A 23,790-nucleotide genomic window follows, 5' to 3' on the forward strand; every position below is an offset into this window, starting at 1 on the left:
CCATTCCAATTGGAATTTTAGTCGGTGCAATCAATATGTCGAATAACATCCGAGATATCGAAGAAGATATTAAAGGTGGAAGAAAGACATTAGTAATCCTCCTTGGAAGAGAGAAAGCTGTGGTAACACTAGCGATAGCTTTTTTCATTGCGTATTTATGGATTGCCGTAATTGTATTAATGGGTTATATAAGCCCTTGGGCATTAGTTATGTTCCTAGGTTTGAGAAAGCCAATTTCTGCGATTCAAAGTTTCCAAAAAGGGGCAAAGGATCCTGGGTATATGCGCATCGCAATGAAATCAACAGCGATGACAAATACGATTTTTGGCTTCTTATTATCAGCAGGATTATTAATTAGTTATTTGTTTTAAATGAAAAATATTGTTAAGTAACTTAACCCCAGTTTCTCAATTTTAATATAGAGAGATTGGGGTTTTAATTTTGTTTAATGCTAAAAACAGTTTTATTTGAAATGCAAATACCAATAAATCGCAACTTCATCATTTTCAATATCCAAACCTTTATAAACAAGAAGATCAAACCCGCCAATTACAAATCCGCATTTTTCATAAAACTTACATGCTGCGACATTATTATTTTGCGTTTCGAGCATGATACCTGGCATATTTCCTTTTTTTGCCCACTGCTTTGCTTGATCAACTAATCTTTTACCAACTCCGAGTGTACGATATTTTTTATCTACCGTTATATCTTCTATGTAAGCATAGTGGTTCCAATTCTTTTTCAATACCATTAATCCAATGATTTGGTTATGTAACAGTGCTATGTAAATTACTTGATTAGGTTTATTTATATATTCATTGTAAGCCAGTTCTTCATTATCATCTTGATTTTGTAAATAACTTTTTTCATAACTCGGAACGTCTTCTACTGTATATTCTATACGTTTATTTCCTTTGGAAAGAGAAAGAATTAACCGAGCATTCACTATAAAACTGTCATCAATCTCCGGGAGATTATCTAAATCATTTGTTTCTAACTCTCTAATTACAAGGTTTATCGGGGCACCTCCACATAATAATATTTCTTCTAGTTTTTCATTTGGTTCAAATGAATTCCAATTACAAAATTATAATAGAATTTCAATAGTACGGCTATCTTTGTATTTTATCTTTATACCAGTATGTTGTTATCTTGATATAAAAATATTGTTTAGAAAGAGTAGTATCTTTTATTTTGGATGTATATCCAGTTTTCAAATTTAACTGTAGTAGAGAAACAAATATTTTTTTAAAGAGTGGATGCCATACGTTATTCTTTAACTAAATTCGACATTATCTGCATTTTATCTTCACCTTCCTCTATTAATCTATTTATTGTAAACATCAGCATGGAGTTAATGCTCAGCTGTATAAATAATGAATATAAAAATTAATAGGGAAAGGATCGAAAAATAATGAAAGAATCACAAAATAAGAAAAAAACAAGTCGACTAAATAAGGTAATAATATCTCTAGGAGTTGTTTTAGCAACGACCTTTTTCACCTTCTTTTTAATTGGGAAATGGAACTCTACCCCAGCGAAGGGAGTAGCTAACGAAAGTAGTAATCAAGTTAATACGCAACAACAAGAAAAGAAAAAAGAAACACCACCGGCAAAACAGAAAAGACCTGATGGAAAACCGGTAGGAAAGGTTGTTTATTTAACATTCGATGACGGTCCTAGCGAATTAACTGGGAAATTTTTAGATGTACTAAAAGAGCAACATGTTGCTTCGACATTTTTTATGCAAGGTAGCAATTTACAGAATACCGCTTTTCAGGAAAACGTAAAGCGAGCAGTAAAAGAAGGGCATTATATTGGTGCTCATAGTATGACACATAATAGTGATAAGTTATACAAAAAAGGACAATTTGTACCGGAGATGAAAGAAACGTTAGCTCTTATCCATAATATTACGGGTACAACTCCTAAACTAGTTCGTCCGCCATATGGATCTGCACCAGGATTAAAGGGTGAGGAAATTCGTAATCAAATTGTAGAAGCAGCAATAAAAGTTTGGGATTGGACAATAGACTCAAATGATTGGAAATTAAAAGATAATCCAACTCAGATTATCGATAATGTAAAGAAACAGACAACAGAAGAAGTAGAAGTTGTTTTAATGCATGAAAAGGCGCAAACATTACAAGCTCTTCCTGAAATTATTAAATTTTATAAAGAGAAAGGGTATGAATTTGGTGTATATAATGATGAAGATCATTTTCGTTTGAATTTCCAGAAAGATCAACGTCTATAGCATAAGCTTATTTCTTTTAAAAAGTGTTTTTATTACTAAATCAATAACTAAGCCAAAAGTCGATTTCCTATTTTATAAAGAAATCGGCTCTTTCGTTTATGTATTACGTTACAAGAGATTTCTTATTTTCTCCGGAATGTTTTTTTAGAAATCTGTGTAACAGAGCCTTTTTAGTAGGAGTAACGTGTTGAGGATAATTGAAAAATTCTATATTAAAATTGCACTATAATATTAAAGAATTCCTGACTACAATTCCTATAAATTCTTCTCAATAATTGAAAATAAAATCAATCCAGATTATTATATTGTTAATGTAATTATAAATATAATTACATTTTATTGAAGGAGGATACAAAGATGAAAAACTCAAAAGGCTCTATTGAATCAGAGATAAGCAAAGCAATTACTCACTGGGAAAAGGACTACCTAGGACGCGGATCTATATCCGTTAAGACAGATATATTACGGGATATGATTATTGTAAATTTACAAGGTATTTTAACGCCAGCTGAATATACTGTTTGCGAAACGAAAGACGGTATGCTAACGATAAAGAAAAATCGTTCGGAGCTAGTTGAATCTGGAATTGAAGATTTGAAAGATATTATTCTAGAATTAACAGGAGAAAAAGTGAAAAGCTTTCATACGGATATAAGCTCCCGTACAGGCGAACGAGTAATGATTTTTAAATTGCTTCATAATCTTGAGGAGAAATTTTAAAAATACCTTAAGGTTAGTGGAAGGATTAAGAAACCTACAAGTTTTGCACTTTATTAACAGGCTAATAATTAAAAACTTGAAGTTATTTAGGTATAATAAATCTTAATTCTAATAACTCTTAAAAAACGGATAAAGAAATTGACAAACTGCTTAATATGGTTTATCTTATAATTGTTTTAAAAATTAATGGATGCTCATTTTAACAGTTTGCTATAATTAAGGCTTTAGCATTTTTTTAATATGTAATATTGACTAAATGAAAAAGTTTCTTAATTAAAAGATAGCGTATAACATAAATTGATATATTGATTGCATAATCTAGGAGATCAGAAATATACATTTCTTTTTAATAGGAGTAATACATACATTATTATCCTCTATAAAATGGGAGCTCTTCAAAAAACTTTATTGAAGTTAGTTGAAGGGAAACCGACAATCTCCATAATTCAATGATGATATAAAATCATTGAATTATGGAAGTTGTCGGTTTTTTTATGGGAAAAAACGATGCACTAAAAAGAGTGAATGGAAATGGAAATTAAAAAACTATCTTACTTAAAAGAAATTTTTATTTTCGTTTGGAAGGGAGTATTATACATGTTAATTTCGCTAAGTTCATCAACACTGTTAACATTATTTTTTATGGCACTTAGTGCTTCTTGGCTAAGTGGATTATTGTTTTTAAATGCAAGGATACCTTTACGTTTTGTTCATATCCATATTGCTATCGCCGCTTTGCCTTCATTGGTTTCTTTACTCGCACTTGTTAATAACAATGGAGATAGAGTTGTGGGGCCTTGGCATCTAGATACTTTAGCTTGGTTAATGGCTTTCTTTGTTCTTACAATTGGTTTAATCATTCAGCGTTTTTCTGTACGTTACTTAATGGGAGATCGCTCATATCGAAAATACTTTGCACTTTTTACATTTACTACAAGTGTATCTTCGGTTGCATGGTTAAGTGACGATCTTCGCTTAATGATCATTTGTTGGGGAGCAACGCTTATAGGATTGGTTCTACTCATAGGGCTAAATAAAGGGTGGAAAGTAGTTAGTGAAGCAACAAAAATCTCTGGTTATTTATTTACATTAAGTTGGATTGCCTTGCTATCAGCTATAATCTGGCTTTTTCAAATAACAGGACAGTGGCAGTTAACATCAGTTTTAATGAATGAAAATGTAGCACAATATGGAACATTGGAAAGAACAGCAATCAATTTATTAATTATATTAGCTGTGATGATTCCAGCAGCACAATGGCCTTTTCAAAGATGGTTAATTGAATCTGCTGTTGCTCCAACTCCTGTTTCAGCTATTATGCATGCGGGTTTAGTAAATGCTGGTGGTATCATGTTAACTAGATTTTCGCCTCTTTTTCATGATGATATTGCACAAATCATTTTACTTATTTTCTCTAGTATTTCTGTCTTAATCGGAACAGGAATTAGTTTAGTCCAAGTTGATTATAAACGTCAGCTAGTAGGTTCAACTATTGCACAAATGGGATTTATGCTTATTCAATGTGCATTAGGCGCTTATTTAGCGGCTATTATTCATTTAATTTTACATGGTTTGTTTAAAGCTACACTGTTTTTACAAGCTGGTTCTTCAGTAGAACGTTTTGGGGTAGTGAAGCAGTCTAATGAAAAGATGTCCAATTTATGGATTATAGTCGGGCGTGTTTTAGGATTATTTATAGCAATTACTTTCTGGTTTATCACCTCTGGAGAGGGGTATCAACTAGTTAGTGCTTTAATCTTAGGCTGGTCACTATACTTTTCATGGAAACAGCTTGTTGTTTTTGGAGAGGGAAGAATGGGACGAATTGCTGGCTTAATTGTTTTGATTGGATTTTCTCTCATTTACTTTACTGTTCATAATTCTCTTTATAAATGGTTGCATACTGATATTTATCAAAGTGTTCAACCTTCAGTTCCAGCCGTTATCTTTGTTATATGTATTTTACTATTTAGTAGTGCTATTAGTACTTTCGTTACTCGTAATCAATCTTCTACTTTATTCGCTGTACTTTATCTTTGGTTAGTTCGAGTAGGTGAGGCGAGAAGAAAGTCAGTAGAAAGTCACCCAAGCTACCTGAAACATTATGTATCAAAGGGAGGTAATTCGTAATGAGCATACCGTCAATATTAAAGAAAGATACAAACATTGATATGCAAGAAAATAATATAAATGATTTAGTTGCATCTGCTAGCCGAGTGATTGCACCACTTTGGCCTATCTCTACGTTTGCAGCTCACCACCCTTGGATGGGACTTGAAAAGCAATCATTTGAACAAGTCGCAAATTGGTTAAAAGAAGCTCGTAATGTGGATATTTATCCTAGTGCCTCCATGATTCATTCGGCAAAAGCGAAAGGTGAGATTGAGGAATCATTTTTACAAATGAGTTTGTCTCGTTGGCTGGATTCACAATCTTTTAATATTCCGCGAGAGAAAGCAGAGCGATTTTGCCAAGTAGCTTTAAAGTTAGAAAAATTACCTTCTAGTCTATTATCATCGCCAGAATTAAATAAATTGGCAGAAGAAATGAGTTATATAAATACAGCAAGTATGAAAGCCTCTGTTATGCAGCCAATAAGTTCGCTTATAGAGAATCAAAATAGTGAAAACCTATCTGATATTCTTAATTATCATATCATTAAATGGTGTAAATTATATCTTGATGACTCCGGATCAAGTTGGACGATGCCAAATCGAGAGAAAGGTTTTTATCGTGCATGGCAACACCTTATTAAATTTGATCCAGCGCTCAGTAAAAATGAGCGTAAAGTTTTAAAAGATTGGCCACAAGATGCCCAAGTAGCTTTAGCGAGAGCATTATCTGAAATAGGAATTTCTGAATCTAACATACAAGCTTACCTTGAAGGACACTTACTTTCTTTGCCTGGGTGGGCAGGAATGATACGATGGCGCTCACAACAATCAATTCAGGAACAGGAACTCCTAATAGAATATTTAGCAGTTCGAATTTCTATGGAGCTGGCTATTGCAAAAACTTATTTACCTTTAAAAAATCAAAAGGTTGAGAAAAAAGTTGCGATCGTCCCGCTTATAGCTTCTTGGATCTATTGGGGAGATATTTCAATAGAGGAATGGTTACAAATGCCTGCAGCTGAACAAAGCGAATTATTAGCATTTGCTTATCGTTTTGATGAAAATATTTGCAGGAAACTTTGGTTGGAAGCCTGGGAACAGACGCATGCAGAGCAATTAAGGGAGAAGATTGGTTCTAAACAGCGTGTAACTAATGATAAAAAGCATGTATTAGCTCAATTAGCATTTTGTATTGATGTACGTTCAGAACCGTTTCGTCGCCACTTAGAAAAACTAGGTCCGTTTGAAACGTTTGGAATAGCTGGTTTCTTTGGGTTACCAATTGCAACTAGTGAACTAGGTAGTAATGACAGCCATCCTTCTTTGCCAGTTATACTGAAACCGAAGCATCAAATAAAAGAGCTCACAGATGAAAATGAATTTAAATCTTATGAGCAACGTAAGAGGGTAGGCAGTTCGGTGCGTTATACATTTAAAACGATGAAACAGAACGTACTGACGAGTATGGCGCTACCTGAGTTAAGTGGTCCTTTATTTGGTCTACAAATGGTGACAAGAAGCTTTGTCCCAAGAGGAGTTGGTGGTTTAATTCGTAACCTTCGTAAAACTATGTTACAAAAACCTGATACAACATTCTCGCTTAATCATGTTTATGACACAAAAGGCGGGATACCTATCGGTTTTACGAAAGAAGAAAAAGTGAATTATGTGCGTCAAGCTTTAAAAATGGTGGGACTGACAGAAAAATTTGCTCCTTTAGTTGTAATGTGTGGACATAGTAGTCAAAGTACGAATAATCCTTATGCTGCAGCACTTGAATGTGGTGCTTGTGGCGGAGCAGCAGGAGGATTCAATGCAAGAGTTTTTGCTACTTTATGTAATCTTCCAGAAGTGAGAGAAGCGTTGTTTGCTGAAGGTATTAAAATTCCTGAGGATACCATTTTTGCAGCAGCTGAACATAAAACAACAGTGGACGAATTGGAATGGATTTACGTCCCAGAACTTTCGGAAGCTGCGCAAGAAGCATTTGATTGTATCGAGTCGATTATGCCAAATGTGAGCCAACATGCAAATAGAGAGCGTTTAACGCAATTACCAAATTTTAAAACGAAAATAAAAAATGCGAGTAAAGAGGCACATCGATTTGCAGAAGATTGGAGTGAAATACGTCCAGAATGGGGATTAGCTCGTAATGCATCTTTTATTATCGGGCAACGAGAATTAACTCAGGATTGTGACTTAGAAGGTAGGGCGTTCCTCCATAATTATGATTGGAAACAGGATGAAAGTGGCGATATATTAGCTAACATTATTGCAGGACCAGGAACAGTAGCTCAGTGGATAAATTTACAATATTACGCTTCAACTGTAGCGCCTCATTATTATGGTAGTGGAAACAAAACAACCCAAACTGTAACGGCAGGTCTCGGTGTTATGCAAGGAAATGCAAGTGACCTGTTGCCAGGCTTACCTTGGCAATCGGTTATGCAGTCAGATAGTGAGACGTATCATTCACCACTTCGTTTACTAATTGTAATTCAAGCGCCTATTGAATATATAGAGCGTTTGCTAAATAATGATTTCACATTTCGAGAAAAAGTTAAAAATGGATGGGTTAGACTTACAAGTGTTGATCCAGAGGGACGTTGGAAAAACTGGTAACAACTATGTAATGAATAATCAACTATTGTTACTAGCTTAAAAGTTTCATAAATACAATAATGAAGAAGGAGTGCTTCATATGAATTCAAAGAATAAAAAAGTTTTATTGTTAACAGACATTGAACACGGAATAGAGCCTATTATCCAACAAGTAACTAACAGTCAACAAGAAAACATGTTGACTATACACAGCTACGATTCTGTAATTGTACATCCTTATGGAGATATAATGAGATCTATTATTATTGCTATTTATCAAGAAAATGTTGAAGAAATTTTTGTTGTAGGAATAGAGGATAAAGAAACTTCTCCAGTTAATCTACAAATTCAACGTGATTTCATAAAAAATAACAGGGAACTAGACTATCTCTTTGAAAATTGCATGCCTGAATTTTCAAGTGGTAGCCTCGATGAATGGCTAAGTGGAAAAGAAAATGTTAGTGAAAATATTGAGAAGAGTATAGATATGATTTGTCATCATCCACTAGTACCGTCTGATGTTAAAGTTCATGGTTTCAAGATTGATAGAATAGGGGAAAAAGAAACGGTTGTTAAAATTCCTACTAATAAAATAGTTGAAAAAGTTAACTAATTTATTAAAGACAAATAAATTCTTATGTATAAATTGCTGTTGTATAATAAATTTTATTATGTTTTAAGAATCAGAAGAGGTAGCCATGCAAAATAAAATTATCGTTATGTTTCAAAAAGATTTTCGTTTATATGATAACCCAGCGCTATTTGAGGCTGTTCAGTCTGGTGAGGTTCTTCCAGTATATGTACAAGATGAAGCTTTTTCAATGGGGGAGGCATCAAAGTGGTGGTTGCACCATGCTGTAATAGATGTAAAGAAGCAACTTGAGGCATTGGGCTCCACTTTAATAATTCGTAAAGGACGTACGGAGGAAGCAATACTTTCTCTCATAGAAAAATTAGATATAACGGCTGTATATTGGAATATTTGCTATGATCCGGACAGGTTAAAATCTAATCAAAAAATGAAAATGATGTTAGAAGATAAAGGTATTATTTGTAAGGGATTTAATTCGCATTTATTATTAGAATCGTGGATTATAAAAAAGAAGGATAACACTGAATATAAGGTGTTTACGCCTTTTTATAATGCATTTCAAAAGCAGGTAATACCTAAGCCTGTTAGTAAAGTGCAGAGTATAAAATGGGGAAGCTCTTTGCCAGCAAGCTTATCTGTTTCAGAATTACACTTGCTACCAACGATACCGTGGACATCTCATATTGAATCAATGTGGGAGCCTACAGAGGAAGGGGCATACAAAACATTCAAGAAATTTTTCTCTAGCAAATTAGCCTCTTATAGTGAAGGAAGGGATTTTCCAAATCAAAATGCTCATTCGATGTTGGCGCCATATCTTTCATTTGGCCAAATATCAGTGAAGTTAATGTATCATTACTTAATAAATAAAAGTACCGAAAGACAATGTAGTCTTTTTGAAAAACAAGTGAATAGCTTTATACGCCAATTAATTTGGCGAGAGTTTTCTTATTATTTGCTATATCACTATCCGTTTGCAGTATATAAACCTCTTAATAAGAACTTTGAACATTTTCCGTGGAATAAGGAAGAGGAGTTATTAAGAGTATGGCAAAAAGGTGAAACTGGTTATCCGTTTATTGATGCGGGAATGCGGGAGCTTTGGCAAACAGGTTTTATGCATAATCGGACAAGAATGGCTGTAGCCTCTTTTCTTGTAAAACATTTATTAATTCCGTGGCAGGAAGGAGCAAAATGGTTTATGGATACACTACTAGATGCGGATATTGCAAATAATACAATGGGATGGCAATGGGTTGCTGGAAGTGGAGCAGATGCATCACCGTACTTTCGTATTTTTAATCCTATCACACAAGGAGAAAAGTTTGATAAAAATGGAGAGTATATAAGAAAATGGGTACCAGAATTAAGAGATATACCGAATAAGTATATACATAAACCTTGGGAAGCACCTGAGCATATTTTACAAAAGGCCAATATTAAGCTTGGTAATGCATATCCTTTGCCAGTCGTTGATCATAAGGCAGCACGCGAGAGAGCACTGTGTGCATATAAAAGTATGAAAGAGTTCGTATAAAATAGATTAAACGATATGTATTTGAAATTTAAATATTAGAAATTTATCCATTACAAGGACATACTAATCATATAAAGTTTCTAAAACCTTCTACTGAAAAAGGAGAATGTTTATGAAAAAATCTAGTATCATAGTATTTTTACTAACATATGGTTTGTTTTATGTTTCTAGTATTTTATTTCCTATTGATCGTATTTGGTACGATGCACTAGAAAAGCCGTCTTGGACACCTACTGGTATGACAATCGGAATGATTTGGGCTGTATTATATGGACTTATTGCATTATCAGTTGCAATTATTTACAACAAATATGGATTAAAGCCAAAAACATTTTGGTTTGTATTCCTTTTAAATTATATGTGCAATCAAGCGTTCAGCTACTTTCAATTCAGTCAAAAAAATTTGTTTTTAGCAACAGTAGACTGTTTACTAGTCGCTATTACTACGTTACTTCTCATAGCGTTTTCTTCCAATTTATCTAAAGTATCGACATGGTTGCTAATTCCGTATTTTTTATGGTCTGCATTTGCTACATATTTATCTTGGACAATTTATAGTATAAATTAAAGACGTAAATGAAAACTTGAGCATAATAAAAATGCTCGAGTTTTTATGTTTATTAATGGTAATCTAAAATATAGAATATATACATCTTAGGGAGGTCATACATATGAAGAAATGGATAAAAATTGTTCTGTACTCTTTACTCGGTATTTTACTTATAGGGAGTATTACTTTTTTTACTTGGTCCCAGTTTACTTACAAACCAACGAAAGAGGCTTTGTCGTTAGTGGATGATAAAAAAGATGAAGATAATATAGTTTTTGGAGCGAAAGATGCTAAAGTAGGGGTTATTTTTTATCAAGGTGCTAAAGTAGAAGCTGAGGCTTATAGTTACTTAGGGGAAGCTCTTGCAAAAGATGGGCATTTTGTAGTAATGCCTAAGTTACCATTAAACTTAGCGATACTTGGAATCAATGCGGTAGATAGTGTAATTGAAGAGTATCCTGGGGTTCAAAAATGGTACGTTGCTGGACATTCAATGGGCGGAGCTATGATTTCTAAGTATGCCTTTCAGAATGAAGACAAGGTAGACGGGATCATTTTCTTAGGCTCTTATCCTGCAGAAGATTTCTCTACAAAATCGATTCCAATGTTATCTATTTATGGAGAAGTAGATGCTTTAGCAACTGTAGAAAAAATAGAGAACAATAAAAAGTTCATGTCCAAAAATACAACTATGCACATGATAAAAGGGGGCAATCATGCTCATTTTGGCATGTATGGTGAGCAAAAAGGTGATAATGCGAGTTTAATTACGCCAAAAGCACAACGAGATGAAACAGTGAAAGTAATTGAGCAATGGTTATTAAAACAATGATAGCGAATTTCATAAATTTATCAAAAGAATGCCTCTCTCTTAAGATAGTACAATGATAGACGAGAGAGGAAATAAAGAGCCAACTCATACGAGTAGGCTCTTTTAATTATCTACTATTTTCAATTGTCCTCTTATTTTCTCCCGAATGTCCTTTTCAGAGATAACATCGTAAGAGTACACATACTTACCTTTTACATGAATTTTTAAGTAAGTTTTTCTTATAAAGTCATTAGGAGTGTTCGTTCCTACTGTATATTTTTTCTCATTCCTTAATTTATCAACACCTTTTAGTGAGTACATAGCTCTTCCTTTATGATGGTAATCCGGAACACCATATCCTGTCGCAACGGCATATACATTTTTCTCTTCAGCAATCGGATTAAATTTGTCTAAATTCCCGCGTAATATGAAAGGTAGTAAGTATATAGGAAGACCGATTCCTATTATGCAAATTATAAATTTCTTCATGATCGTTTCTCTTCTTGTTCATTTATATGCTTCAGTATAGAAAAAAATTCTTATGAATAAAGGGAGATTTTCTTAAGTTTTTCTTAAAAAGAGTTTAAAGGTTATTTTAACCAAACATTATGTTACTAGAACATATAGAAGAGAAAAGAAAAACTATCATCAACATGTTAAACATGTATCTTTATAGGGTAGCGAGTATTGGGGAATTTACACAATTTAGATTCTGAAATTTTACGATTAGTAGTCGTTAGGGAAGAGAGAGGGTTTAGAGTTTCAGATGTGTGTCAGTTACAATTGAAAAGTTACATCAACAACAAAAAGGAATACATGAGTAAAAAAGACAGCAAGAAATGTATCTAATGTCTTAAAAGTGTAATTGTAGGAACTATTAGGATATTTTTCCTTAATATATGCATACTAAACATACTATAAAAGGTACATAGAAAGTGAGGGAATCATGGCTAAATTTTTGACACGTTTAAAATATAGAGACAACCCTAAGTCATGTTCAATACGAGACAATACTCATTTTCAGGAAAAAAATATTGAAGACTCCCTCTTAGACGCTGATTTATCCAAAAACATAGCTCATATTCAGAATATATTTCGTCAAGCGCCTGATTTAGTAATTCGGCAGTTTCAAATAACAGTAGGTGGATTAGAAGCAGCCTTAGTATACTTATCTGGATTAACAGATAAAGAATTGATTCAAAATCATGTTCTCAGTCCTTTGATGAATATTGATTTTGATACTAATAGAGAACTTCCAATTCCGTTAGGACAAATTAAGATTATTAATACATTAAGTCAGATTGAAAATGCTATTTTTGGAGGAGATAGTGTTTTATTAATTCACAGTCGAACAACAGCACATCAATTGGATACAAAAGGATGGCCACAAAGAAGTGTTGAAGATGCACATAACGAAATAGCTCTAAAAGGTACACATCAAGCATTCATAGAAACTGGAAGTCAAAATATCGCAATGATTCGAAGATATATTCCTCATCGTGAATTAGCGATAAAAGAAACAGTAATTGGTGTACGAAGCAAAACCAAAATTTCTATTTTATATTTGAAAGATGTAGCTTCTGAAGATGTGCTGAAGGAATTAGAAACACGAATTCAAAATATTACAATCGACGCAGTGACTAGTAATGGCGAACTTATAGAATTCATTGAAGATCACCCTTACTCGCCGTTTCCGCAATTTATATTAACTGAAAGACCTGATTTGGCTGTATCTCACATTTTACAGGGCAGATTTGTAACTGTAATGGATCATTCACCTAATGTATTAATTACTCCAACAAATTTTATTTCCTTTTTTCAAGGAGTGGATGATTACGGTACAAGGTGGTTAGTTGCTTCATCTATTCGGTTGCTTCGTTTTGTCGCCTTTATGGTTGCTTTATTTCTGCCGGCGAGTTATGTTGCGTTTATTTCCTTTAATTTTGAAGTTATTCCTGTAGAGCTATATTTATCTATTGCTGAATCAAGAACGCGCGTACCCTTTTCTCCAGTTATGGAAGCGTTACTTATGGAAATAACATTGGAAACGATGAGAGAAGGGGCTTTACGGATACCTACTCCGATTGGTCAGACAGTTGGAATTGTAGGTGGTATTGTCATTGGTCAGGCGGCTGTTCAGGCGGGAATTGTAAGCAATATTATGATTATTGTTGTCGCTGTTACCGCTATCTCTTCTTTTGTTATTCCTAACTATGATATGGGAGCGGCAGTAAGACTTTTACGTTTTCCAATGATGCTAGCAGCTGCCTTATTTGGAATTGTAGGACTTGTTATCGGGTGGATGACTTTAATTGGGCATCTAAGTAGTCTTAAATCGCTAGGTACATTTTACGGAACACCATTAGCACCCTTTCGTTTTGCAGATATGAAAGATGTTTTTGTACGCTTTCCTTTATGGACGATAAGAAGGCGTCCTAAGGGGAATGGAACCAATCAAACTATTCGACAAGGAAAGAATCGTAATAAAAGGTGAAATTATGAAAAAGTATGCCTATAATGAAATCACTCTTATGCAGTATATTATTTTAATTAATGGAGTGCAGGTGGGCACTGGCGTTTTATCGCTTCCACGTGTGCTTGCAGAAAAGGCTGGAACAGATGGATGGATAGCTATATTGATTGGTTGGATTTTCTCCACAATATCAGGTGTGTTTATAGTGAAAACAGCTGCAAGATATCCTGAGGATACGATTTATGATATTCTTATACGATTGTTTGGAAAAATAGTAGGGAAAGCATTCGTTGTTATTTACATGATGTACTTCGCTTTTTATTCTTGTATCGTTCTTATAAACGCTATGCTTTACCTTAAGGGATGGCTTCTCCCGAAAACACCTGACTATATCGTTATCTTTTTGTTTTCGATTCCTACCTATTTTGTTGCACGTAGCGGTCCTAGTATTTTAGGACGATACGCTGAACTTTTTTTTTATATGGCGCTGTGGATTCCGATATTTTTTTTAATCCCTCTTATAGGGAATGGAAGTTGGATGCCCTTTTTTCCGCTTTTAAAAGAAGGGTGGAAACCGATATTAACCGCTGTACCAAGCACTGTTTATGCTTATTTAGGGTTTGATATTGCTTTCTTTTTATATCCATTTTTACAAAAAAAACAGTATGCAGTCCATGGAATGGTTATAGCAAACACCTTAACAATGTTATTTTATTTATTTGCTACTATTGTTTGCTTTGCCTATTTTAGCCCTGATAGCATTACGCAATATAATCAACCGGTAATAAATTTACTGAAAGTAATTGAATTTCGTTTTTTAGAACGTTTTGACATGATTTTATTGGCTGTTTACTTAACCATTGTTTCCACATCATGGATCCCTGCCCTATACTGTTCGGTATTTTGTTCTAGCCAATTACTTAGAAAACAAGATCACAGCTCTCATGTAGTTGTTCTCTTATTGCTTATTATCGGATTCACATTTTGGACTCATCCTAGTTGGAATGAAGCCGAAATTTGGCAACAGGTATTATCGAATACTGGATTAGGATTAACATATATATTACCTATTATCTTATGGCTGTATTGCTGTCTATATGAGAAGTTTCGCCGGAGGAGAATACATTGAAAAGAAAAGTACTATGTTGTATTTTGTTATTGGTGTTCTTGATGACTGGATGCTTCGATCAAAGAAATGTTGAAGATGTTTCTCTTACTCTTATTCTTGGTATCGATTTAGATCCTAATGATAATTTATTAGTGTATATATCAAGCCCTGTTTTCAATAAAGAAGCAAAAATAAAAGAAGAAACTACTGGTGTGAAATCTGCTACGGTTCGAAAATCTAGAGACCAATTTGATGCTACGGTTATGGCGCTTACCGCCGGAAGTAAAACACAGGTCATTTTAGTTGGAAAAAGGCTACTGAAACAAAAAAACTGGGAAAATTACCTCGATCCATTTTACCGGGATCCGAAAAATACAGTTACTGCAAGGGTTGTCGCTGTGGATGGACCTGTTTCGGACGTCATCTTTTATAGCCCAAAAGATAAACCAAGGCTTCCTATATATTTGACAAAACTAGTTGATACCGCTTTTTTAAGAAATATTACAGTGAAAACAACACTTCAAGAATTATATGAACAAAAAGCAGACAAAGGGCTAACAGCAAATATTACTGAAGTGAAAAAAAAGCATAAAATATGGGTGACAGGTACAGCCTTATTGGATGAAAAAGGAAAGTACAAATTAACGTTAGAACCTGATGAAAACAAACTCTTACGTATTTTGCAACAAGGAACTGCAGGGGAGTTATCATTTACAGTTCCAATTAAGATAAATTCGAATAGTCAAGATAAAGAATTGATAAGTTTTACTGCCTATGGTATTAAAGTAAAGACAAAGACAAAATATGATAATCATTTTATATTTAATGTGTATGTAAAGATGAGAATCGGTATTACAGAACGACTTTTTTCCTTTAATACAAGAAAAGACGCAGCAAAATTACAAAAGGCGATTGAAACTAAGCTGGAAGCTGATTTCAAGCAATTAATACAAAAAATACAAACCGCCAAAATCGATCCTATTGGGCTTGGAGGGTATGCGAGAACGTACACATATTCAGAATGGAAAAAAGTCCAAAATAATTGGAATAACGCATTAGCAAAAGGCGATGTAAACGTCAAGGTTAAGATTAAAATTGGTGGGATGGGAACGATTAAGTAACATGAATTCAACTGTGATTCGTACTAAGATTGTAAGTACTGTCTGTTTTAGAAGGAGAAATGCCTTGAATAAGAGTGTCGCCACATCGCTATCAATCTAAGGTTTTATAGTACCCCCAGAATGAAATTTTGTGTTAACTTGTAACAAGAACGCTCATTTTTTCATCTTGGGGTAATTCTGAATTCTTAAGTTGATGGGCATAGGGTCTCGTCACATGTCCATGGATTAAAGAAAGAGCCTATTATTAAACTGTCCATTTTATAGGGTACAGATTAAACTACAACCTTTTTTCTTCGATCACCTGAAGAGCCGCAAGAAAAGGCAGAAGAGTATCAAAAAAAGATACAAACCGGACAAGAAAATGGAGGGTTGACATTAGTAGTAGAATTTAATGTTCAAATCATCGGTTTTCTATCTTTTTCTAGACCCCTCATATGAGTTTACACCATACCGGTTCATTTGGAATGGGGATTGGATCAAAATTACTTTCTCATTTTATAGAATGGGCAAAAGAACAAGAATGATTAGAAAAGATATGCCTGGATGTATTTTCAAACAACGAACGAGCTATAAATTTATACAAAAGATTAGGGTTTAAAGAAGAAGGTAGGAAAATAAACCAAATTAGGTTCAAAGATGGTTCTTATGCTGACATTATTTTTATGGCTCTTTATATAGAAATACCGAGTAACCACTCATTCTAAGGATAATTGGTTACTTGCAGTTTGTTTAAATAGAGAAATTGGGCTTTTCCGTTATAGGTAACATTTTTCAATGCGTAAATAAGAAGGTTCTAGTGTAAAAACTTCAGAGCAATTGCACCAGAATCACTATTGGATCAGTTTAGATCCATAAGAATTAAAAAAGATTCGATATCCTGGAGTGAAAAGTAAAAAATAATAGAGCTTAGATTTGCAATAATAAATGTTTTTTTTCATTAGATAATTACTTTACCAATAATCGGGATGTTTGCGGATACATTTATTTTTGGGATACATAATTATATTTAGAGAATACCCAGTTACAGTATTTGAATTTTTAATAAGAAGGGATGCGAAGGAATGAACTCACAGAGACAAGGCTATGTAGGCTGGTGGCAAGGCGGGCACGGTGGTGGTTGGCCGGGTGGACACGGTGGTTGGCAAGGTGGACACGGTGGTTGGCAAGGCGGACACGGTGGTTGGCCGGGTGGACACGGTGGTTGGCAAGGCGGACACGGTGGTTGGCAAGGCGGACACGGTGGTTGGCAAGGTGGACACGGTGGCTGGCAAGGCGGACACGGTGGCTGGCAAGGTGGACACGGTGGCTGGCAAGGCGGACACGGTGGCTGGCAAGGTGGACATGGTGGTTGGCAAAGTGGGCATGGATATTAAAAAGAGGCTATAAAATCATTTTTTATGCAAAGTTTGTATATTTAGTATCGTTGTATATTTTCATTTGTATAGTAAGTATATAGTGAAAACAGCAAAAAAATTCTGTGAAGTAAGAATTCTATCCGAAAAATTAAAGCAGCAGAAATGTCAAAAGAACAAAAGACATCGCTTTTTATTATTCAAGGAGAAAGAGACTATCAAGTTCAATCAAAAATCGAAATTCCTCTTTGGAAAGAACAATTAAAAGAACGAGATAACGTTGATTATCAACTATATCCAAAGTTAAATCATTTCTTTACAGAAGGTTATGGAGAAATAAGTAAACCGGATGAATATTATAATCCTGCTAATATCCCTGAGTATGTTATAAATGATATTGCTGCTTGGGTGCAAGGAAGATTGCAATTAAATTAGCAACCATATGTTTTAAGAAAGACTTTCTTTCTGTAATCAAAATAGAAACATTTTTATTAGGCTATATATTTTTTAAAAGCACTCTTTGAAAAGGAGTGTTTTTTATTTTTCTTTTGATTTAATTAACGAAAAACGTATCTTGTACTCCTTTTTAACTTTTTCTATAAAATAAGGGGCTTGCCTTCCAAACAAAGCATTATTTGTAACACTATTATCAAAGCAAAGTGCTCGTGACATTTCTTTGATATTCAAAAACATTAATAACCTATTGTGTGAAGTTTTTTGAAAATTTAGGTTTAACATCTTTAAAATAGGTGTATTACATATTACATAACAACTAAATAAGAAAATAAAAAATCTAAGGGAGGAAAAATACGATGCATAAGAATGAAAGAAAACCGGTGGTTCATGAATATAATAATGAACAGGAAGTAGTTATGAAAGTAAAAGAGCTAGAATTGCAAGGGATTCACCAAGATGAAATTTACGTCTTAACACATGAAAAACATCTAACAAAAAAGATTGCGGATGATACAAACACAAATACGATTGGAGTAAAAGAACAAGGATTGGGTACAAGTATTATCAACTTTTTCTCCAAAAAAGGGGACGAACTCCGAAATCAAATGGAGGAAATGGGGGTATCGAAGGAAGAAGCTGATTTATATGAAGAAAAATTAGATCAAGGGAGAATTTTACTTCTAGTAACAGCTGAAACACCAACGGCGAGTGATAGGCAGCTGCAAAACTATCATTCTCTCTAATAGATTGCAATAGGTAAGGTAATTATTTTAAGTTGTAGCGTTGAAGAAAATAAAAGTAGAGAAGGGTGAGAAAAATGAAACATACAATATTTAAATATGCTGTGATTGGGATTACGACCGGAGTCATGGTCTCCCTATTAAAAAAAGAAAATCGGAAAGCTATACAAACAAAAGGAAAAAGCGTAAAAGAAAAACTACAAGAAGGAAACATAAAGGAAACATTGGAGAAGGTAACTGAGACAAGTAAACAATTCTCTGCCACTGCAGCTAATGTTGCAAAACAAACATTACCACAATTGCTTACAGCCACACCAGTTGTCATTTCTACCATTAAAGACTTAACAGAAAGCGAAAATAACAAAAAGAAAAAAGATGAAAAGGATTACGAAATAAATGAAAATAGTAAGAACCTAGACGGAGAAAAAACGAAAAATGAAAAGAAATATGTGAAAGAAGGGAAAGAAGAGAGTGCCTAGATTTAATTCTTAAAAGAGAAAGTGAGGAAAAAAGTATGAAATCTCTGTATGCAATTGATGTAGGAATTGGCTTTACCAAGCGGGCATATCGACAGGATATAGATTCTGAGATGACGATTAAGAGTGAAGCCTCCACACTAGCCCCTGTACCTAATCATACTGACAGTGAAGATTTAACAAAGGTAAGTTTTATAGACTTAGACTTTGCATACTACATGGGAAATGAAGCACATCAATCTGACGCTTCATTGCTTCCTCCATTTGATGAAGAAATAGAAAATTATTATGAAAGCGAGCGTTTTAAACAACAAATATTTGGTTGCATTGCAAAGGATTATAAAGAAAATGTCGTGTTACCTTTAGTTGTTACCGGGCTTCCAGTCACTTGTTTTGGTAGTCAGCACGAGCAATTACAACATGCACTAAAAAAAGAAACTTCCGTGCAAATTGATGGGAAATTTATTAATATTACGGTGGAAAATGCTTTGATTCTTCAGCAACCAGTCGCTTTACATGCCTATTTCTTAAAAGAGGGAATTATTCAGGAACAAGATCGCATCTTAATTATTGATGGTGGATTTCGTACATTAGAAATGGCAGATATGAAACAGAATCTCATTTTAAATCATTATGAGACGGAACTAGGATGTAGCAAGCCTTTGAAAAATATTAAGAATATCCTGCAGAATCATGCGGGTGAAAGTAATCAATTGCATATTAACGACATGCCAAAAATATTAGAAAAAGGATATGGAGATCGAGACGAAAATTATGAGACAAGTCAGGTGGATATTTTAATTCAAAAAGAGTTGGATGCACACGTCCAAGGCGTCATGCGTGTATTACAAGAACAATTTAAGTTAGAACAGTATGATACTATTATTTGGACAGGAGGAATAGTAGATCTCCACAAAAAACGAATTGAAAAAATGCAAGGTGAAATTTCTTCTTTCCGTATGGTAGACGCTTCGAAAGAGGCTGCACTTCATGGATACTACATTATTGGGAGTCAAGTATTTGACGACATCACCAATCAATCTGCATATGAATCCAAATTATAATAACGACTGAAATAGAGTTCGTTGAATAGACGTGCCAAATTATGTAGCTTCTTTTCCACATATAATAAATTCTTTATAAGAAAAGATAAAAAGTGCTTGTATAGAGGAAATGTTTAAAATTGAGAATAAAAATAACTAATATATAGGGGGTCTTCCTTGTAACAGAAGAAGACCTCCTATGCCATTTATTTTGTAATTTAGATGATCTAAAAATTTTTCCTCCAAGACATGAATACCTACATACAAATTTCATATTACGGATATTATTCGATCAAACATAAAACTATTCAGAAAGGAAGAATAATATGGAATGCATAAAAATGCCGAAATGGAATTGGTATCATGTGAAAACTAGTGAGCTTGAAAAACTTTCTTCTATAATCCCTCTTGATGTAACATCTTATTTCTCTCAATTTGTAAAGAAAATAAGTTCTCCTTGTGAAAACGGATTATATGTTTATACGTTATCACCAAGTCAAACTTGTGTATATGGTTCGTTTTTATATGATCAAGATAAAAACGATGCCAAAATTCAAAAATTTCTTCATTATTTCGTAGCTCATGGAATACTGATAACAGTCCAGGAAAAAGAGGAAGAGGATTTTCAAGAATTAATACATAATTTCCCTCTGGGTATAAAAAATTGTAATAGTTCCGCTGAAGGAGTATGTGCTATCTTATCAATATTTATATCTCACTATTTACGAAAGGTTGACTATTTTGAAAACAATTTCAGAAATGTATTATGGGATTTTTATCATCATAATAACATAGCAGTTTTAGAAAGAATTTATCATATTCGTCATGAATTATTTATGAACACACATGTGTTTCGCTTGATACAGGAAGTGTTACAAGGCTTGGAGGAAGCTTGGTTAGAAAACCTAACAAACACCCTTTGTTATAAACAAACACACGTAAAATTAGAGCGTGGATTACAACTTGTTAAAGAGTACCAAGAAGAATTAGACACGATGATTCATTTACAAGAAGTTGTTTCTTCTCATCGTGGGAATGAAATTATGAAAGCTCTTACTGTATTAACTGCTGTGAGTACGCCTTTGACAGCCTTAGGAGCATTGTGGGGGATGAATTTTAAATACATGCCTGAACTAGAATGGAAATATAGCTATTTAATCGCTCTCTTATTTATTATTTTCACAACAGGGGGGATGTATATGTATATGCGATTCAAAGGATGGACAGGTGATTTATTACGAGTAAAGAAAAAGAAATCTTTTTTAAATCTAATTAATCCTGTTTATAAAAAATATGATAGATATTAACCTAGATATATGGTTTGTAATATTTGTTAATGGGGGTAGTGCCACATCGCTATCAAGCTAAGATTATGCAAAGTCAATTTTAGGCGAGATTGTTTCTTTTTTCTAAAGGGCAAGTGTAGGTGATTAAAAGATTTGCATACGAAATAAACCCTAGCGGGTTTCACTTTTTTGAATTAAGCGGCTTGATTATAAGACAGGGTACAATTGTAAACGACACCTAATATATCAAAGACCGTTTTTTTCTCATATCGATGAGATTTCCGCCCATTTTGCTGTAGGAGATTGAACAGGCGAAGTAACACCTTTGATAGCTCTTGGGTGTTTTTTTGTATAGTTTGGAATAGAAGAAAATAGTCTTTAATCATATATATGGCTTTATACTCACTAAGCTCTCGTTTTTTCTTCATGAGGAGCAATTGGCGCATTTGAAACATGATAGAAGAACAGAGTAGAATGGCAATCAACTGACCATATAAATGGCACTCCAATCGTTCTGGTTTTATCTTTTTACAATGATGAATTTGAAAGAATGACTTCCACGTTTTAAATAAAATTTCGATTTGCCAACGCAAAGAATACCAGTCATGTACCTGTCCCATCGGGACAATATCTGTAGGGGTGTTTGTCATATATACATTGGTACCACTAAGTCGTTTACTACGAGGAGAATACTTCATTCCTTTCTTTTTTTCTCTTACAGCTTGATCTTGTAATCGTTTTTGTTGCTGTTGTTTTGTTAATCGATGAACAATTACACGAGCTGGCACTTTATCAATCATTCCTACATAAGCATCAGCTATTTCACATGTTTGCCCTGGTTGAAGGGAGTTCATTACCGTCTCCATATCTATCTGTATATACTCTGTACCTTTCTTAATTCTTCCATCTTGAAAATAATCAGGGTTAGGATTTTTTTGATAAATACGTGTATTTGACTTGATACGAGAGATATAGTAGGCCTTTTTATCTTGTATATATTGAAGGTCTTTTAAATGAAAATAACCTAAATCTCGGATACATAAATCATTCGCTGTCACAGTTGGGGCACACAGAGAGCCGTAAGTGCGATCATGTTGTTTACCTGGACCTGTATGAATATGTAGGAACTGTCCACTTAACAAATCATACTCAAGTTGAATTTTTATCCCAGCTGTATGGCTGCATCCTCCTGCACCTGGATAAACCGATGAAAATACATCCGGGAGTTAAAATGCAGTTGAATCTAAAATACGAATACGCTTGAAAACAGAAGTATATGGAGAAGAAATCGGCATAGATGAGATCAGTTTTTGGTTTAGTAGTTCAGCTAGTATGTGTTGTAAAAGTTGGACGGCCGCCTTATTAAATCGTTGATTCAGTCCTTCAGGACTGATAAGTACTGCTGTTGATGCTTCTAAACAGCTAGATAACTGAGTTAAAGAAGTCATAGCTACATTTTGGCTCACCCATACACATAAAGCGACTAAATCTTTTGCTTGGTACTTACTGGTTCGTTGTACAAAACCAACATCTCTAGCAAGATCCCGTAAGGTATTTGGAGATAAAAAACTTTGAATCTCTTGAGCAAATAGTTGTAATTCGTCAGACACAGAAACAGACATAAAAAACGCCATCCTTTCCTATGATTCTACAGAAAGAATAGCGTATTTTTTCATTTTAGGGTGACATTTCTTTTTATTAGCTTGATAGCGATAGGATAGCACCACATTGCTGTCAAGCTATGCTTTTAAAGTACTCCAAAAACGAAAAATTGTACATATGGGTTCAAAATAAAGTCACGATGTTTTAAATATGGATGCAATGTTTCTATTAATAACTGACTGAATCTGATTCAATAACGCTTGACTGAATTAAGTTCAGTCGTTTATCATTGAATCAGATTCAGTCGTAAAAATAATACGGTAGGAGATAAATTATGAAAAGAATATCAAAAGAACCTGATATAAGGCGTCAAGAGTTAATGGATATAGGTTTTGAACTTTATATGAAAAACGGTATGGGAGGATTTAGCATAAAGGATGTCGTTAATCATGCAGGTGTAGCGACAGGTTTATTTTATTATTACTTTAAATCTAAAGAAGATTTTGTTGATGAGATTTTAAATGATTTTATTGTAAAAAATATAGAAATAATTCAGCAAATACTTACTTCGAATGAATTGCTCGTTATGCAAAAAATGAAAAATTCTCTAGATATATTTTGGACATTTGTTGAAAAACTAGCACCATACAAAGATGCGAGTTCATTTCAGACAGAACAACATTACCTACTTGAGCAAAAATTATTCATGCAATTACGCCCACTAATTCAGCAGGTAATTGAAGACGGGGTGAAAGTGGGAATTTTCCACACCGACAACTCATTTTTAACTTCTGGATTTATTTTATATGGTCTTAGTAGTATTGCCCATTCAGAGATAAATTTAAATCTTGATACGAAGAAAGAGATGATTAATCTAATATTAACCACATTAAAGTACGATCAAAAAGAAGATATCTAAACTAGCACCATGGAAATTCTATTCCTAGA

General features: G+C 33.9%; 20 protein-coding genes and 2 pseudogenes. 19 read left to right on the forward strand and 3 right to left on the reverse strand.

The features are described from left to right. On the forward strand, window positions 1-371 hold a 371-nt coding region (locus tag JFU02_RS00005), incomplete at its 5' end, for a UbiA family prenyltransferase (protein WP_201069410.1). A 92-nt stretch (window positions 372-463) separates the two neighbouring features. On the opposite strand, the gene satA is transcribed toward JFU02_RS00005, so the two are convergent. Further along, a complete protein-coding gene (gene satA / locus JFU02_RS00010) occupies window positions 464-1,021 on the reverse strand; it encodes a streptothricin N-acetyltransferase SatA (protein ID WP_098515884.1) in 558 nt (185 codons plus the stop codon). A 396-nt stretch (window positions 1,022-1,417) separates the two neighbouring features. On the opposite strand from satA, the gene JFU02_RS00015 reads away from it, so the two are divergent. The 8 genes from JFU02_RS00015 (at window position 1,418) to JFU02_RS00050 (ending at window position 11,206) form a co-directional block, all read left to right on the forward strand. Beyond that, window positions 1,418-2,260 carry a polysaccharide deacetylase family protein gene (locus JFU02_RS00015; RefSeq protein WP_098515883.1) on the forward strand — a complete coding sequence of 281 codons (843 nt, stop codon included), beginning with the start codon at window positions 1,418-1,420 and terminating at the stop codon, window positions 2,258-2,260. 357 nt (window positions 2,261-2,617) lie between these two features. Further along, window positions 2,618-2,980, forward strand: coding sequence for a Na-translocating system protein MpsC family protein (locus tag JFU02_RS00020; RefSeq protein ID WP_000798160.1), 363 nt, complete (start codon window positions 2,618-2,620; stop codon window positions 2,978-2,980). A 597-nt stretch (window positions 2,981-3,577) separates the two neighbouring features. After that, on the forward strand, window positions 3,578-5,110 hold the full coding sequence (locus JFU02_RS00025; protein ID WP_086406348.1) for an NADH dehydrogenase subunit 5: 1,533 nt from the start codon (window positions 3,578-3,580) through the stop codon (window positions 5,108-5,110). After that, on the forward strand, window positions 5,110-7,716 hold the full coding sequence (locus tag JFU02_RS00030; protein ID WP_086406333.1) for a DUF2309 domain-containing protein: 2,607 nt from the start codon (window positions 5,110-5,112) through the stop codon (window positions 7,714-7,716). Before JFU02_RS00025 ends, JFU02_RS00030 begins: the two co-directional genes overlap by 1 nt. Window positions 7,717-7,795: 79 nt before the next feature. Beyond that, window positions 7,796-8,308 (forward strand): carbonic anhydrase, encoded by a 513-nt coding sequence (locus JFU02_RS00035; protein WP_086406334.1) that lies wholly within the window; start codon window positions 7,796-7,798, stop codon window positions 8,306-8,308. Between the two features lie 85 nt (window positions 8,309-8,393). Continuing rightward, window positions 8,394-9,824, forward strand: coding sequence for a cryptochrome/photolyase family protein (locus JFU02_RS00040; protein WP_086406335.1), 1,431 nt, complete (start codon window positions 8,394-8,396; stop codon window positions 9,822-9,824). A gap of 112 nt (window positions 9,825-9,936) precedes the next feature. Then, window positions 9,937-10,392, forward strand: a complete 456-nt coding sequence (locus tag JFU02_RS00045; RefSeq protein ID WP_116365587.1) for a TspO/MBR family protein — start codon at window positions 9,937-9,939, stop codon at window positions 10,390-10,392. A gap of 103 nt (window positions 10,393-10,495) precedes the next feature. Continuing rightward, a complete protein-coding gene (locus tag JFU02_RS00050) occupies window positions 10,496-11,206 on the forward strand; it encodes an alpha/beta hydrolase (RefSeq protein ID WP_086406337.1) in 711 nt (236 codons plus the stop codon). 102 nt (window positions 11,207-11,308) lie between these two features. Here JFU02_RS00050 and JFU02_RS00055 read toward each other — a convergent pair whose 3' ends face one another. Next, complete coding sequence (locus JFU02_RS00055; protein ID WP_201069411.1) at window positions 11,309-11,674, reverse strand: YxeA family protein; 366 nt, start codon at window positions 11,672-11,674, stop codon at window positions 11,309-11,311. Window positions 11,675-12,131: 457 nt separating this feature from the next. On the opposite strand from JFU02_RS00055, the gene JFU02_RS00060 reads away from it, so the two are divergent. From JFU02_RS00060 to JFU02_RS00100, 9 genes and pseudogenes are all read left to right on the forward strand, one after another. After that, entirely contained in the window at window positions 12,132-13,679 is a 1,548-nt protein-coding gene (locus JFU02_RS00060) for a spore germination protein (protein WP_086406339.1), read from the forward strand. Between the two features lie 4 nt (window positions 13,680-13,683). Then, window positions 13,684-14,787: a GerAB/ArcD/ProY family transporter gene (locus tag JFU02_RS00065; protein WP_086406349.1), complete on the forward strand. Its 1,104-nt coding sequence runs from the start codon at window positions 13,684-13,686 to the stop codon at window positions 14,785-14,787. Beyond that, a complete protein-coding gene (locus JFU02_RS00070) occupies window positions 14,784-15,887 on the forward strand; it encodes a Ger(x)C family spore germination protein (protein ID WP_086406340.1) in 1,104 nt (367 codons plus the stop codon). The genes JFU02_RS00065 and JFU02_RS00070 overlap by 4 nt, the downstream gene beginning before the upstream one ends. A gap of 1,155 nt (window positions 15,888-17,042) precedes the next feature. Then, window positions 17,043-17,273 (forward strand): hypothetical protein, encoded by a 231-nt coding sequence (locus JFU02_RS00075; protein ID WP_481748744.1) that lies wholly within the window; start codon window positions 17,043-17,045, stop codon window positions 17,271-17,273. 101 nt (window positions 17,274-17,374) lie between these two features. Further along, window positions 17,375-17,674 (forward strand): annotated as a pseudogene (locus JFU02_RS00080) (alpha/beta hydrolase); the annotation flags it as partial. Between the two features lie 377 nt (window positions 17,675-18,051). Continuing rightward, window positions 18,052-18,438 carry a YflT domain-containing protein gene (locus JFU02_RS00085; RefSeq protein ID WP_086406343.1) on the forward strand — a complete coding sequence of 129 codons (387 nt, stop codon included), beginning with the start codon at window positions 18,052-18,054 and terminating at the stop codon, window positions 18,436-18,438. 74 nt (window positions 18,439-18,512) lie between these two features. Next, window positions 18,513-18,914: a peptidase U61 gene (locus tag JFU02_RS00090; RefSeq protein WP_098617578.1), complete on the forward strand. Its 402-nt coding sequence runs from the start codon at window positions 18,513-18,515 to the stop codon at window positions 18,912-18,914. 35 nt (window positions 18,915-18,949) lie between these two features. Then, window positions 18,950-19,975, forward strand: coding sequence for a ParM/StbA family protein (locus tag JFU02_RS00095; protein ID WP_097888727.1), 1,026 nt, complete (start codon window positions 18,950-18,952; stop codon window positions 19,973-19,975). A gap of 305 nt (window positions 19,976-20,280) precedes the next feature. Then, complete coding sequence (locus JFU02_RS00100; protein WP_201069413.1) at window positions 20,281-21,261, forward strand: magnesium transporter CorA family protein; 981 nt, start codon at window positions 20,281-20,283, stop codon at window positions 21,259-21,261. A gap of 173 nt (window positions 21,262-21,434) precedes the next feature. Here the strand turns inward: JFU02_RS00100 and JFU02_RS00105 are convergent. Then, window positions 21,435-22,862, reverse strand: a pseudogene (locus tag JFU02_RS00105) (IS4 family transposase). Between the two features lie 314 nt (window positions 22,863-23,176). Between JFU02_RS00105 and JFU02_RS00110 the strand changes: the two are divergent. Beyond that, a complete protein-coding gene (locus JFU02_RS00110; protein WP_060487330.1) occupies window positions 23,177-23,761 on the forward strand; it encodes a TetR/AcrR family transcriptional regulator in 585 nt (194 codons plus the stop codon). The last annotated feature ends 29 nt before the right edge of the window (window positions 23,762-23,790 follow it).

Source organism: Bacillus sp. TH13 (genome assembly GCF_016651175.1).
Lineage (GTDB): Bacteria > Bacillota > Bacilli > Bacillales > Bacillaceae_G > Bacillus_A > Bacillus_A thuringiensis_S.

What these genes read in the sequence shown, in the direction of transcription:
- JFU02_RS00015 (WP_098515883.1), top strand. Translation starts at nt 1,418, where the DNA reads ATGAAAGAATCACAAAATAAGAAAAAAACAAGTCGACTAAATAAGGTA.
- JFU02_RS00020 (WP_000798160.1), top strand. Translation starts at nt 2,618, where the DNA reads ATGAAAAACTCAAAAGGCTCTATTGAATCAGAGATAAGCAAAGCAATT.
- JFU02_RS00025 (WP_086406348.1), top strand. Translation starts at nt 3,578, where the DNA reads ATGTTAATTTCGCTAAGTTCATCAACACTGTTAACATTATTTTTTATG.
- JFU02_RS00030 (WP_086406333.1), top strand. Translation starts at nt 5,110, where the DNA reads ATGAGCATACCGTCAATATTAAAGAAAGATACAAACATTGATATGCAA.
- JFU02_RS00035 (WP_086406334.1), top strand. Translation starts at nt 7,796, where the DNA reads ATGAATTCAAAGAATAAAAAAGTTTTATTGTTAACAGACATTGAACAC.
- JFU02_RS00040 (WP_086406335.1), top strand. Translation starts at nt 8,394, where the DNA reads ATGCAAAATAAAATTATCGTTATGTTTCAAAAAGATTTTCGTTTATAT.
- JFU02_RS00045 (WP_116365587.1), top strand. Translation starts at nt 9,937, where the DNA reads ATGAAAAAATCTAGTATCATAGTATTTTTACTAACATATGGTTTGTTT.
- JFU02_RS00050 (WP_086406337.1), top strand. Translation starts at nt 10,496, where the DNA reads ATGAAGAAATGGATAAAAATTGTTCTGTACTCTTTACTCGGTATTTTA.
- JFU02_RS00055 (WP_201069411.1), bottom strand. Translation starts at nt 11,674, where the DNA reads ATGAAGAAATTTATAATTTGCATAATAGGAATCGGTCTTCCTATATAC.
- JFU02_RS00060 (WP_086406339.1), top strand. Translation starts at nt 12,132, where the DNA reads ATGGCTAAATTTTTGACACGTTTAAAATATAGAGACAACCCTAAGTCA.
- JFU02_RS00065 (WP_086406349.1), top strand. Translation starts at nt 13,684, where the DNA reads ATGAAAAAGTATGCCTATAATGAAATCACTCTTATGCAGTATATTATT.
- JFU02_RS00085 (WP_086406343.1), top strand. Translation starts at nt 18,052, where the DNA reads ATGCATAAGAATGAAAGAAAACCGGTGGTTCATGAATATAATAATGAA.
- JFU02_RS00090 (WP_098617578.1), top strand. Translation starts at nt 18,513, where the DNA reads ATGAAACATACAATATTTAAATATGCTGTGATTGGGATTACGACCGGA.
- JFU02_RS00095 (WP_097888727.1), top strand. Translation starts at nt 18,950, where the DNA reads ATGAAATCTCTGTATGCAATTGATGTAGGAATTGGCTTTACCAAGCGG.
- JFU02_RS00100 (WP_201069413.1), top strand. Translation starts at nt 20,281, where the DNA reads ATGGAATGCATAAAAATGCCGAAATGGAATTGGTATCATGTGAAAACT.
- JFU02_RS00110 (WP_060487330.1), top strand. Translation starts at nt 23,177, where the DNA reads ATGAAAAGAATATCAAAAGAACCTGATATAAGGCGTCAAGAGTTAATG.